General features: G+C 71.1%; 8 protein-coding genes. 4 read left to right on the top strand and 4 right to left on the bottom strand.

Features of this window, described 5'->3' with window-relative positions:
• Window positions 1-66 precede the first annotated feature (66 nt).
• Complete coding sequence (locus tag DI269_RS24585) at window positions 67-1,413, bottom strand: extracellular solute-binding protein (protein ID WP_112140918.1); 1,347 nt, start codon at window positions 1,411-1,413, stop codon at window positions 67-69.
• 114 nt (window positions 1,414-1,527) lie between these two features.
• On the opposite strand from DI269_RS24585, the gene DI269_RS24580 reads away from it, so the two are divergent.
• Genes DI269_RS24580 through dgoD form a run of 3 tightly spaced genes read left to right on the top strand, consistent with a single transcriptional unit; the run spans window position 1,528 to window position 4,670 of the window.
• Window positions 1,528-2,760 carry an ROK family transcriptional regulator gene (locus DI269_RS24580; RefSeq protein WP_198667724.1) on the top strand — a complete coding sequence of 411 codons (1,233 nt, stop codon included), beginning with the start codon at window positions 1,528-1,530 and terminating at the stop codon, window positions 2,758-2,760.
• Window positions 2,757-3,488, top strand: coding sequence for an SDR family NAD(P)-dependent oxidoreductase (locus DI269_RS24575; RefSeq protein WP_112140914.1), 732 nt, complete (start codon window positions 2,757-2,759; stop codon window positions 3,486-3,488). The genes DI269_RS24580 and DI269_RS24575 overlap by 4 nt, the downstream gene beginning before the upstream one ends.
• A 36-nt stretch (window positions 3,489-3,524) precedes the next feature.
• Window positions 3,525-4,670 carry a galactonate dehydratase gene (gene dgoD, locus DI269_RS24570; protein WP_112140912.1) on the top strand — a complete coding sequence of 382 codons (1,146 nt, stop codon included), beginning with the start codon at window positions 3,525-3,527 and terminating at the stop codon, window positions 4,668-4,670.
• A gap of 48 nt (window positions 4,671-4,718) precedes the next feature.
• On the opposite strand, the gene DI269_RS24565 is transcribed toward dgoD, so the two are convergent.
• The gene (locus DI269_RS24565; RefSeq protein WP_112140910.1) at window positions 4,719-5,096 is read right to left on the bottom strand and encodes a MerR family transcriptional regulator; all 378 of its coding nucleotides are present in this window, start codon (window positions 5,094-5,096) and stop codon (window positions 4,719-4,721) included.
• Window positions 5,097-5,152: 56 nt separating this feature from the next.
• Here DI269_RS24565 and DI269_RS24560 point away from each other — a divergent pair, with 56 nt between their 5' ends.
• Complete coding sequence (locus DI269_RS24560; RefSeq protein WP_112140926.1) at window positions 5,153-6,259, top strand: alkene reductase; 1,107 nt, start codon at window positions 5,153-5,155, stop codon at window positions 6,257-6,259.
• A 54-nt stretch (window positions 6,260-6,313) separates the two neighbouring features.
• On the opposite strand, the gene DI269_RS24555 is transcribed toward DI269_RS24560, so the two are convergent.
• Window positions 6,314-9,043, bottom strand: coding sequence for a S8 family serine peptidase (locus DI269_RS24555; protein ID WP_157975183.1), 2,730 nt, complete (start codon window positions 9,041-9,043; stop codon window positions 6,314-6,316).
• 213 nt (window positions 9,044-9,256) lie between these two features.
• Window positions 9,257-12,595: a S8 family serine peptidase gene (locus DI269_RS24550; RefSeq protein ID WP_157975182.1), complete on the bottom strand. Its 3,339-nt coding sequence runs from the start codon at window positions 12,593-12,595 to the stop codon at window positions 9,257-9,259.
• Between the last annotated feature and the right edge of the window lie 65 nt (window positions 12,596-12,660).

Raw genomic sequence — 12,660 nt, 5'->3', positions numbered from 1 at the left:
GGCCGCGCCTCCTGCGCGGCCGGGCGGGCGACTCCGGGGGAGCCTCGGGCGAGGTGAGGACCGCGGTCACTTGACGAGTTCCTTGCCCTCGTCGAGCAGCGCGTTCATGTCGGCGTTCAGGGTGTCGGCGAGGGAGCCCGCGCTGGCGTTCTCGTTGATCGCGTCGGGCAGGTACTGGTTGAGCACCGCGTCGAGGGCCTCGACCTTGACGTACGGGGAGAACGACAGGACCTTGAAGTAGTCGGCCTCGGCCTCCACGGCCGCGAGCGCCTGCTCCTGGGCGGGGGTGCCGGTGGGCAGGTCGGCGCGCAGCGAGAGGAGGCTCGGCAGGCCCCAGCCGCCGGCGGCGCGCTCCTTGGCCGGGTCGCCGCCCATGAACCACTCGAAGAGCTGCCAGGCCTCGTCCTGCTGCTTGGAGGCCTTGGGGATCCAGTAGCCGGTGGCGCCGAAGCAGGGGCTGAGGCGGTCGCCGCCCATGGTCGGGGCCGGGGCGAGGCGGGAGGTCGCGGCGAGTTCGGCCTCGGCGCCGATCGCGCCGCCGAACCAGTAGCCGGACCAGGACTGCGCGAGGCGGCCGGTCTGGTACGGGGGCCAGTCCCAGCCGTCGGGGTTCGGTTCGACCGGCGAGAAGCCGACCTTGGCGCGGGCGTACTCCAGGAACCAGGTGAGGGCCTTCTGGCCTTCGGGCGAGGAGAAGTCGACGGCGCCGAGGTCCTCGGACAGGAGGCTGCCGCCCGCGGAGGCGGTCATGTTCGCGAGGCTGATGAACAGGCCGAGGCCGCCCGCGGAGAGGCCGTAGACGGTGGTCGTGTCGCCGTCCTTCTGGGTGAGCTCCCTGCCCATGTCGAGCCACTGGTCGTATGTGACCGGCTCGGTCTCGGACGGGTAGGCGACGCCGGCGGCGTCGAACAGGGCGGTGTTGTACCAGAACATGGCGTCCTGCGAGTAGTCCTTCGCCATGCCGTAGCGCGGGCCCTGTCCCTGCACGGAGCCGTCGTAGCGCCACACGTCGTTGACGGGGTCGATGTCGTCCTCTTTGAGCAGTTCGCTGGACGCGAAGTAGTCGTCGAGGGGCAGCGCGAGGTCGCGGGCGACGATGTACGGCGTCTCGACCGCGCCGAGGCCGCGGACCAGGTCGGGGGCGGTGCCGCTGGCGAGCATCGCGGTGAGCTTGGTGGCGTCGACCTCGACGCGCTTGATCGTGACGTCGAGCTGCTCCTCGGCGGACTTGAGGAACTCCGGGCTGAACTCGTTCTCCGGGGCCATGATCGTGAGGGTCGTCTTGCCGCTGTCGCCGCCCGCCGAAGGGGCGCAGGCGGAGAGGGCGCCGGCGCCCGCGACGCCGGCCGCGCCGAGGGCCGTGCCGCGCATCAGGCCGCGACGGGACAGCGGTGTCCCGAGGGATTCACGCATGGGTTCGCCTTTCAAAAAGGGGTTACGAAAGTCTGTGGACGAAATTTAACGTCGCGGACGCAATTTCGTCAAGACTCTTGACAAAGATTTATGCCCGACGGGTATGATCGCCGCATGCCCCGGACAAGCAGCGGTTCCCTCCAGTCACTGCGCCGCGCGAACCAGGAGCGCCTGCTCACCCTCTTGCTCCGCAAGGGGCCCGTGCACCGCGCCGAGCTCGCCCGCCTCGCCGACCTCTCCCGCACGACCGTGTCGACGATCGTCGCCGACCTCATGGCCCGCGGCCTCGTCGTCGAGTCCCGCGGCGCCGGCCCCGGGTCCGACGGCCGCGCCAAGGAGACCCTCGTCGTCAACCCCGCCGCGGCCGTCGCCCTCGGCATGGACTTCACCTTCGACCACGTGTGGGTCCACCTCTCCGACCTGGGCCACAACGAGATCGCCGGCGCCGGACAGGCCGTGGACGTGGACCTCGGCTGGGCCGAGCGCATCGACGTCGCCGCCGACCTCCTCGACCGCCTCATCGAGGCGAACGGGCTCGACCGGGCCCGGATCGTGGGGGCGGGGATCGGGCTGCCGGGGCCGATCGAGAAGTCGACGGGGATCGTGTCGACCTCGCTGCCGGGCCAGCCGTGGTCCCACGTGCACGCGGCCGACGAGTTCGCGCAGCGGCTGCGGCTGCCGGTCGCGATCGAGAACAACACGCGACTCGAAGCGGTCGCGGAGTCCTACAGCGGCGCCGGGCGCGGCGTGCGCGACCTGCTGTACGTCGGCTTGTCGAGCGGGATCGCGGCCGGGCTGATCCTGGACGGCCGCGTGTTCCGCGGCGCGGTCGGGGCGGCCGGGGAGCTGGGGCACACGTCGGTGAACGTGGACGGTCCGGCGTGCCCGTGCGGGAACCGCGGCTGCCTGGTGCTGCACGCGGGAATTCCGGCGGTGCTCGCGGCGCTGCGTCCCCACTTGGGGGCCAAGGCGACCGTGGAGGACGTGCTGGCCGCTGCGGCGGCCGGGGACCGGGCCTGTGAGGGGGTGCTGGCGGACGTCGGGCAGATGACCGGGCGGGTGCTGGCGAGCCTGTGCAACCTGCTGAACCCGGAGCGGATCGTGATCGGCGGCGAGCTGGCGCGGGCCGGTGAAGTGCTTTTGGAGCCGCTGCGGACGGCGATCCGGCGGTACGCGCTGACGCTGGTGCGCGAGGTGGACGTGGTCCCTGCGGCACTCGACTTGGGCGCCAAGGCCGGAGCGGTCGGCGGCGCGGCCCTGGTGCTGCGCGAGCGGCTGGACCTGGCCGCGGCCCTGGTGGACCTCACCGATCCGCCTCCGGCTTCTACGGAGGGGGTTGCCTCATGAGCCGCTTCGAAGGCAAGGTCGCCGTGGTCACGGGCGGCGCGATGGGGATCGGAGCCGCATGCGTTGAGCGGCTCATCGCGGAGGACGCGGTCGTGTACCTCGCCGACGTCGACGACGCCGCGGGCGCGAAGACCGCCGCCGAGACCGGAGCCGTGTTCGTCCACTGTGATGTCTCGCGGTTGGCGGACTGGGAGTCCTTGGCGGAGTGTGTGGTTCGCGAGCACGGGCGCCTCGACGTGCTCGTCTCGAACGCGTACGCGCTGCGCTTCGGCGCCCCGCACGAACTGCCCGAGGACGACTGGGACGTGGTCCAGGCGGTCACGCTGAAGGCGACCTACCTGGGGCTCAAGGTGTTCGCCGAAGCGCTCACGGCCGCAGGCGGTTCGGTGGTGGCGGTGTCGAGCGTCCACGCGCACGCCTCCTACCCCGGCTTCGCCGCGTACGCGGCCGCGAAAGGCGGCCTCGCCGCGCTCGTGCGCCAGCTCGCCGTCGAATACGCGCCCGCGGTGCGGGTCAACGCGGTCGTGCCCGGCCCGATCCTCACCCGCCAGTTCTCCAGCCTGTCCTCCGAGTCGATCGCCGACGAGGCCGGGAAGACCCTCGCGGGCCGACTCGGCCGACCCGAGGAGGTCGCCGCGGTGATCGCGTTCCTCGCCTCCGACGAGGCCGCGTACGTCACCGGCGCCGAGCTCGCCGTCGACGGCGGCTGGCAGGTCAAGCACCGCTAGCCCCTTGAGATTCCTCCACGAGAGATTGAGGTTCCCTTGAACATCGCCAGAATCGAGACCTTCCTCGTCCCGCCCCGATGGCTGTTCGTGCGCGTCGAGACCGACGACGGGGTCGTCGGCTGGGGCGAGCCGATCGTCGAGGGGCGCGCCGAAGCCGTCGCCGCGGTCGTCGAGACGCTCGCCGAGCGCCTCATCGGCGCCGACGCGTCGCGGATCGAGGACCACTGGCAGGTCATGACCAAGGGCGGGTTCTACCGCGGCGGGCCGGTGCTGTCGAGCGCCGTCGCCGGGATCGACCAGGCCCTGTGGGACGTCAAGGGCAAGTCCCTGGGCGTCCCCGTGCACGAGCTGCTCGGCGGCGCGGTCCGCGACAAGGTCCGCGTGTACACCTGGATCGGCGGCGACACCGTCGAGGCCCTGGCCGAGGATGCACTGCGCGCCAAGGCGAACGGCTTCGACGCCGCGAAGTGCAACGCGGCGGCCCAGCTGGGGCACATCGAGTCCCCGGCGGCCGTGCACCGGATCGTCGACCAGTTCACGGAACTGCGGGCGGCGGTCGGGGACGACTTCGACATCGCGATCGACTTCCACGGTCGCTTCTCAACGGCCATGGCGCGCCGCGTGCTGCCCCTGCTCGAACCGGTGCTGCCGCTGTTCGTGGAAGAGGTCGTCCTGCCGGAGTTCTCGCGGGACCTCGCGGCCGTCGCCGCGGGCACCTCCATCCCGATCGCCACGGGCGAGCGCCTGTACTCGCGCTGGGACTACCGGGACGTGCTCCCGGCGGGGATCGCAGTCGCGCAGCCGGACCTGTCGCACGCCGGCGGGATCTCGGAGGTGCGGCGGATCGCAGCGATGGCGGAGGCGTACGACGTGGCGCTGGCGCCGCACTGCCCGCTGGGGCCGATCGCGCTGGCGTCGAGCCTCCAGGTGGACTTCGCGACCCCGAACTTCCTGATCCAGGAGCAGAGCCTGGGCATCCACTACAACAAGGACAACGACCTGCTCGACTACCTGGTGGACCCCTCGGTGTTCGCATTCGACGAAGGGTACGTCGCACGTCCGACAAAACCGGGGCTCGGCATCGAGGTCGACGAGGCCGCGGTCCGCAAGGCCGCCGAGTCGCCGCACCGGTGGCGCAACCAGGTGTGGCGCCTGGAGGACGGGACCTTCGCGGAGTGGTAGGGGCCGCGTAGGAACCGGGGGCGGGCCGCGATGCGTTCCGCCCCTTCCCTATCGGGCCTCGACCGGCTCGGGGAGGGCCGCGGTGGCGATGACCTCGTCGAGGATCGCCCTGGTGCGCTGGAGGTCGGCGATGGTGCGGTCGATGCGCTCGCGCTCGGCCGTGAGCTCGCGGGCGAGGCTCTCGGTGGTGTGCTCGTTGGGGCCGCCGTCCTCGTCGTGGATGCACGGCAGGATCGAGTCGACGGTGGCCGAGTTGAGCCCGGCGGCGAACAGGACCTGGATGCGGATGACCCGGTCGACGGCCTTCTCCGCGTACTCGCGGTGGCCGCCTGGAGTACGTTCTGAGGCGAGGAGGCCGCGCTCCTCGTAGTAGCGCAGGGACCTGACGCTGACGCCGGTCCGCTTGGCCAGCTCCCCGATTCGCATGGCGTGCCTCACATTCCCTTGAACCTCACATGGGTGTCAGGTTCTACGCTACCCGCATGACGAACGAATCGACCGCCCGGCGCCTGTTCGAGCCCATCCGGCTCGGGGCCCTGGAGCTCCCCAACCGCATGGTCATGGCCCCGATGACGCGCAACCGCGCCACGTTCGAGGGCGTGCCGCTGCCGCTCATGGCCGAGTACTACGGCCAGCGCGCGTCCGCCGGCCTCATCGTGGGCGAGGCGTCGACGCCGAGCCCGTACGGGTTCACGTACCCCGAGATCGCGGGCCTCTACGGGGAGGACCAGGTCGAGGGCTGGCGGGCCGTGGCCGACGCGGTGCACGCGGGCGGCGGGCTGCTGGTGCTCCAGATCGAGCACGGCGGCCGGATCGGCCACCCGGACAACAACCCGGGCGGGCACCTGCCGCTGGCGCCGTCGGCGGTGCGTCTGCCCGGCGGGATCCACACGCCGACGGGGCACCAGGACGCGCCGGTCCCGGTCGAGATGACCGAGGCGGACATCAAGAACACCGTGGGCGAGTTCGCTGCGGCGGCGCGGAACGCGAGGTGCGCGGGCGCGGACGGCGTGGAGGTGCATGCGGCGAACGGGTACCTGCTGAACCAGTTCCTGACGACGAGCGTGAACCGGCGGACGGACCGGTACGGGGGTTCGGTGGAGAACCGGATCCGGTTCGTGGTGGAGGTCGTGGAGGCCGTGGTCGCGGAGGTGGGCGCGGACCGGACGGGGCTGCGGATCTCGCCGTGGAACACGGGGAACGGGATCGACGTGTCGGACAATGAGGCGGTGTTCCCGGCGCTGCTGGACGCGTTGTCGCACTTGGGGTTGGCGTATCTGCACGTCGGGCGGGCGCTGCCGGGCGAGCCGCTGTTCGCCGAGTTGCGGCGGCGCTGGGCGGGGCCGCTGGTGGCGAATCCGGAGCTGGGCGAGGCGCTGCCGATCCCGGTGGACGGTGGCCTGTCGCGGGGTGTGGCGCTGCTGGAGGCGGGTGCGGACGTGATCGCGTTCGGGCGGGCGTTCCTGGCGAACCCGGACCTGGTGGAGCGGTACCGGACGGGTGCGGCGCTGAATCCGGTGCGGGAGGACCGGTCGATGTACGGGCGGGGTCCTGAGGCGTACGTGGACTACCCGTTCCTTCAGGCGTAGAACGAGAGAGGGGCTCCCTGCGAAAGCAGGGAGCCCCGTTTATTTTGCGTCAGTTCAGGCTTCGGCCTCCAGTTCGGCGTCGGCGCCGGTGATCTCGCCGTTCACGACGGTGGCTTCGGCGGTGCCGGCGGTGTAGCCTCCGGCGCTCACTTCGAGGGTGCGGTCGCCGGCGTCGGTGAAGAGGACGTACTTGCCTTCGGCGTCGGTGACGGCGGCGGTGGCCGCGGCCGGGTCGTAGACGCGGGCGCCGGCGATCGGGTCGCCGGTGGCCGCGTCGGTGACGGTGCCGCGCACGAGTCCGCCGTCGAGGGCTTCGCAGCCGCCGACGCGGACGTTGTCGACCATCCACCAGTAGGCCCAGGTGGCGTTGTCGGTGAAGTGGAACTTGAGTTGGACGGCGGTCTGGTCGGCCCAGTCGGTCAGGTCGACGGTCTCGATGGTGGCTTCGAGGTCTTCGTTGGTGTACCAGACCTGTTCCCAGGTGGCTCCGCCGTCGACCGAGACGAGCACTTCGGCTTCGGAGCCGATGCCGCCGTCGACGAAGAAGTTCGCGAAGGACAGGGTCGGGTCGGCCGCGGCGCTCAGGTCGAACGGCGCGGTGACGAGGTCGGTGTCGGTGAGCAGGTCGACTTCTGAGGCGTCGGAGTTGGCTTCGGCGTAGCCGCCGGAGCCGGGCGTGAAGTTGCCGTAGCCCCACGGGTCGTCGAACACCCACGGGAAGTCGTCCTCGCCGTTGTTGACGACTTCCCAGCCGCTCGGCGCCGCAAGGGATTCGAAGCGCTCGTCGAGCACGCTGGACCCGAAGCCGGGCGCCAGGCAGCCCTCAAGGAGCGGCACTTCGATGAGTGCGGCGTCGTCGGGGTCGACGGTGACGACCTGGTAGCCGGGGTAGGCGGTCTCGACGGTGAGCGGCCAGTCGCCTTCGTCCGGGATCTCCAGACTGAACGCGCCGGTGAACGGGTCGGTCTCGCCGACGGCTTCGCCGCCGGCGGTGGAGACGACGGCGTCGAGGGCCCAGCCGTGGCCGCCGCCGTCGACGACGCTGCCGGCGACGGTGCGGGTGGCGAGGCGTTCGATCTCGGCGTCGAAGACGGCCGCGCCGTTGCGGTTGACGCGGACGACGCCGGTGGTCTCGCCGTAGAGGAACTTCGAGACGGTGACGCGGTAGCGTCCGGCCGGGATGCGTTCGAAGGCGTATTCGCCGTCGGCGTTCGTGGTCGCTTCGCGGACGACGCCGCCTTCGAAGACGAGCCTGGCGCCGGGGACGGTGTTGCCGTCCTGGTCGGTGACGGCGCCCGAGAGGGACCCGAACTTGCCTGCGGGGGCTTCGTCGACGGCGTCTTCGACGTCGATGCGGCCGTGGCCGTAGACGTTGTTGGCCTCGTCGTCGCCGGTGCACTGGTCGTCGGGAGTGTCGACGGCGGTGCCGGTGATCGTCTCGTAGACGGCCTCGTAGTCGCCTTCGAGCGTCGGCGAGGCCGACATCAGGAGTGCGATGGAGCCGGCGACGTGCGGTGCGGCCATGGAGGTGCCGTCGCCGAGGCCGTACTCGTCGCCCGGGAGCGCCGACAGGACGTCGACGCCGGGCGCGGACACGTCGGGTTTGAGGGTCCCGTTGAGGCCGTGGCCGCGGGAGGAGAACTCGGCGATCTCGTGGTCCTCGTCGTACGCGCCGACGGCGATCACGTTCTCGTACACGCCGGGGGTGCTCATGGTGAGGCACGCGGGGCCGTTGTTGCCGGCCGCGAACACCGGGATGATGCCCGAGGCGTGCCACAGGTCGACGACCTCGGCGTAGATCGGGTCGTACCCGGGGATGGTGGTGCCCCAGGAGTTGTTGACGACGTGCGGCGCCTTGAGCGGGTCGGGGTTCTTCCCTTCCGAGTTGGTGGGGGCCGCGATCCACTGCCCGGCGAGGATGAGCGTCTCGATGCTCGGGCAGCAGCCGTTGACGGCGATCCACTCGGCGTCGGGTGCGACGCCGATCCCGTCGTTGCCGACCATGGTGCCCATGGTGTGGGTGCCGTGGCCGTCGCCGTCGCAGGGGTCGTCGCCTTCGCAGGCGTCCTGGATGTCGTAGAAGTTGTAGTCGTGCGTGTAGGTCCCGTCGCCGTTGTTGCCGCGGTAGGAGTCCGCGAGCGCGGGGTGGTCGTACTGGACGCCGGTGTCGATGTTGGCGACGACGATGCCCTCGCCGGTGAAGCCCTCGTCCCACACTTCGGGGGCGCCGACGTCGTCGACGCCCCATTCGGCGGCGGCGGACTGGACGGCGTCCCAGGTCTGGAACCCGCCGTCGGCTTCGTCCTTGCCGCCGGGGGCGATCGGTTCGATCATGCCGTACTCGGGTGCGGCGACGACCTGCTCGACGGTGTCGAGGGCGACGAGGTCGGCGAGGAGGTCCTCGTCGGCCTGCACCTTGATCGTGGAGGCGCCCCAGTAGGTCTCGTAGTCGGCGCCGGCGGCGTCGAGTGCGGCGACGGCCTCCTGCTGGGAGGTCTCGGCGTAGGCCTTGGCGGCCGCGACCGCGGCGGCGCCCTTCTGCTCCTTCGTGTCGGCGGCGAGCGCCGCGTCGTAGTCGGGGGCGCCGGTGAAGAGGAGCCAAAGCTCCGCGTCACCCTCGTCGCCGATCTCGGCGACGAGTTCGGGGGCCACTTTCTCTGCGATCAGGGCTTCGGTGGTCTCGGCCTCTTGGGCGGCCGCGCCGGTGGCGGCGAGCCCCGGTACGAGCGCGCCTGCGAAGGCGGCGGCGAGGATGCGGCGCGTGCGCCGCTGTGCAACTGTCACGAATTTCTCCTTGGGGGTGGCCCCGGCGGCGCCGGAGCCGTTGGGTATGGAGGGAATTGGATGACTATTGACATGTTGACAGGGGTAGCTCCACTTTGGGGTCCCCAACGGACGTACGCCCCGAAGGCCCGGACCGGTTGCATTCGATCCGTTTTAGGCACACGGAAAAGCCCCCTGCCGCGTCGTGCGGCAGGGGGCTTGTTCACTTCGGTATCAGCAGTTCAGCTCCTCCAGGGTGAAGCTCAGGTCGGCGGTGTCGCCGGCCGGGAGCGCGAGGCTCCCGAAGTCGGCGGCGTAGCCGTCCTTGGAGGCGATGACGGTGAAGTCGCCTTCGGGGAACCAGTAGGCGTAGGTGCCGTCGTCGGCGGTCCAGAAGTGGAACCGGTCGCCGTCGGCGGGCCGGACCTGGATCTGGGCGTCGCCGATCGGGACGGTGGTGCCCTCGCAGGTCGCGGCGAGGACCGTCCCGGTCACCTTGCCCTGGTCGACGGTCGGGACGACGAGCATCGAGACGTCTACCGTGGGCGAGGGGTGCGGGCTGACGACGTTGGCCGTCAGCGTCGCGGTGTAGGTGCCCGGCTGGTCGACGCCGCCGGCGGCGGTGGCGCTGGTCTTGACGGTGACGGTGACGGACTTCCCGGCGGGGACGAGCACCGAGTTCGTGCTCGTGGTCAGCCAGGAGGTGTCGCCGGGGTACTCGTAGCCGAGGATCGCGAATCCGCCGTCGTCCACGGAGAACGTGACCTCGCCGTCGGCGGTGCCCGAGTTCGTGAGCTTCAGCTTGGTCGACCACGAGCCGCCCTGGGCGACGAAGGTGCTGATGGAGGTCTGGCTGACGGAGATGTTGGCGACGCCGATGGCGAAGTCGGCGGCGACGACCCCGTCGGGGACGATCGCGACCTCCTCGGTGGCGGAGCCGTAGTCGGCGACGACGGCCGTGAACTCGGACGGGCCCGAGCCCGGCGCGAAGGTCCAGTAGCCGCCGTCGGCGCCGGTGGTCGCCGAGTAGCCGGAGGCGGTGTGGGTGACCACGGCGCCTTCGAAGGGCTCCCCGGTCTCCTGGTCGGTCACGGTGCCGCGCACCAGGCCGCCTTCGATCGGGGCGCAGTCGCGGGAGGTGCCGACGAACACGTCGTCGACCTCCCACCACCAGGCCCAGGTGCGGTTGTCGTTGTAGTGGAACTTGAGCTGCGACTCGGTGGAGTCGGCCCACTCGGACAGGTCGACGGTGACGGTCTGGTTGCGGGCGTTCGCGGTCGGGGCCCACACGGTCTCCCACGTGGTGCCGCCGTCGGGGCTGAAGAGGACCTCGGCGACGGTGTTGTAGGAGCCCTTGTAGTAGTCGGTCGCGAAGGTGAGGACCGGTTCGTCGGCGGCGGACAGGTCGAACACCGGCGAGATCAGGTCGGAGTCGAACAGCTTGTTGCCCGAGCCCTGCTCGTCGGAGTCGGCGACGGCGAACCCGCCGGAGCCGGGGGTGCGGTTGCCGCGGGCGCCCGGGTCGTCGAACTCCCACGGCGTGACGCCGCGGTCGACGACGGTCCAGCCGGCCGGGAGGCTCCCGCTCTCGAAGCCGTTGCCGAGCGGCTCGTACCCGTACCCGGGCGCGGTGCAGCTGTCGGCGATCGGGACCTCGACGACCAGGTCGGCCGCGGACACGACGTCCACGGTGACGGGCTGGTAGCCGGGGTAGTCGGCCTCGACGACCAGTTCCCACTCGCCTTCGGGGAGGGTCAGGGAGAACTCGCCGGTGAGCGGGTCGGTGGTGGTGGAGACCTCGCCGCCGGTGGTGCTCACGGTGGCCGCGAGCGGCCAGCCGTGCCCGCCGCCGTCGACGACGGTGCCGCTGATGGAGGACGACGGGACCGCGGTGAGGACGGCGTCGAACACCGCGGCCTCATCGGCGGCGACGGTGACCGAGCCGGTGGTCTCGCCGTACCCGAACTTGTTCACGGTGACCGCGTACGTCCCGGTCGGGACGACGGGGAGCGTGAACGTCCCGTCGTCGCCGGTCGTGGCGGAGCGGGTGAAGTCGCCGGTGAAGACGAGGTCGGCGTCCGCGACGGGCGCGCCGTCCTGGTCGACGACCGTGCCCGTGATGGACCCGGTGTCGCCGATCGGGGAGGCGAGGACCGCCGCGAGCGCGTCGAGCTTGCCGTGGCCCCAGACGTTGTTCAGGTCCGCGGTGCCGCCGCACTGGTCGTCGTCGACGGGGACCGCCGTCCCTGTCAGCGCTTCGTAGACGCCCTCGTAGTCGCCGTCCAGTGCCGGTGCGGCGGAGAGGATCAGCGCTACGGCGCCCACGACGTGCGGTGCGGCCATGGAGGTGCCGCTCTTGAGGCCGTAGCCGGTTCCGGGGATCGCCGATCGGGTGGCGACGCCGGGGGCGGCGAGGTCGGGTTTGACCTGGCCGTCGCGGCCGGGGCCGCGGGCGGAGAAGTACGCGATCTCGCCGGCGGAGTCGTAGGCGCCGACGCCGATCACGTTCGGGTACAGGCCCGGCGATCCGGCCGACTCGCAGCCCTCTTCGCCGTTGTTGCCCAGGGACATGACCGGGATGATCCCGGCCGCGTGCCACAGCGCGACGATGTCCTCGTAGAACGGGTCGTCGACGGAGGCGGTGGTGCCCCACGAGTTGTTGACGACGTCGGGCGCCTTGGACGGGTCGGGGCTGGTGCCGTCGGCCTTGGTGGGCGCGGCGATCCACTCGCCGGCGTCCAGAAGCGCGGCGGCGCTCGGGCAGCAGCCGTTGACGGCGATCCACTCGGCGCCGGGGGCGACGCCGATCTGGTTGGCGCCGCCGTCGTCGCCGACCATGGTGCCCATGGTGTGGGTGCCGTGGCCGTTGGTGTCGCAGGGGGCGTCCCCGGCGCAGGTGTTCGCGACGTCGTAGAAGTTGTAGTCGTGCGTGAAGGTGCCGTCGCCGTTGTTGCCGCGGTACTGGTTCACCAGGGCCGGGTGGTCGTAGTCGACGCCGGTGTCGATCGAGGCGACGACGACGCCGGTCCCGTCGTAGCCGAGGTCCCACACGTCGGGGGCGTTGATCGCGTCGACGCCCCACTCGGTCGCGGTGGTGCCGAACCCGGAGTCGGTGACGGGCTCGATGAGCTCGTACTCCGGGGACTGGATCAGCGCGTCCACATTGTCGATCTGGACGAGGTCGGCGACCAGGTCCTTGCCGCCGACGGCGCGGATCGTGTTGGACCCCCAGTAGGATTCGTACTCGACACCGGACTGCTCCAGGAGGTCGATCACGTCCTTCTGCGAGGCCTCGGCGAACTCCTTGGCCGCTGCAACGGCCTCGGAGCCCTTCTCGGTCTTGGTGTCTGCGGCGAGGGCGGGGCTGAAGTCGGGGGCTCCTTCGAAGCGCACCCAGAGTTCGGCCTCGCCTTCGTTCTCGATCAGGGCGAGGAGGTCGGCGGCGGCCTTCTCCTCTATGAGGGCGTCGGTGTCGGTCTGGGCGAGGGCCGAGGTACCGGGCATCGCCGATACCAGCAGGCCCGCAGCCGAGGCCGCGAGGATTCGACGCCATCGTCGTTGCTGATTCGTCACGACGGCTCCTGTTCTGTTGGGCTCCGGGTGCGGGGTGACGCCCCGGAGCAAGGGGGGTCGCGCCG

The organism is Glycomyces dulcitolivorans (genome assembly GCF_003265355.1).
GTDB lineage: Bacteria > Actinomycetota > Actinomycetes > Mycobacteriales > Micromonosporaceae > Glycomyces > Glycomyces dulcitolivorans.
The sequence above is the reverse complement of the archived record's forward strand: the minus strand, read 5'-3'. Positions and strand labels throughout refer to the sequence as shown.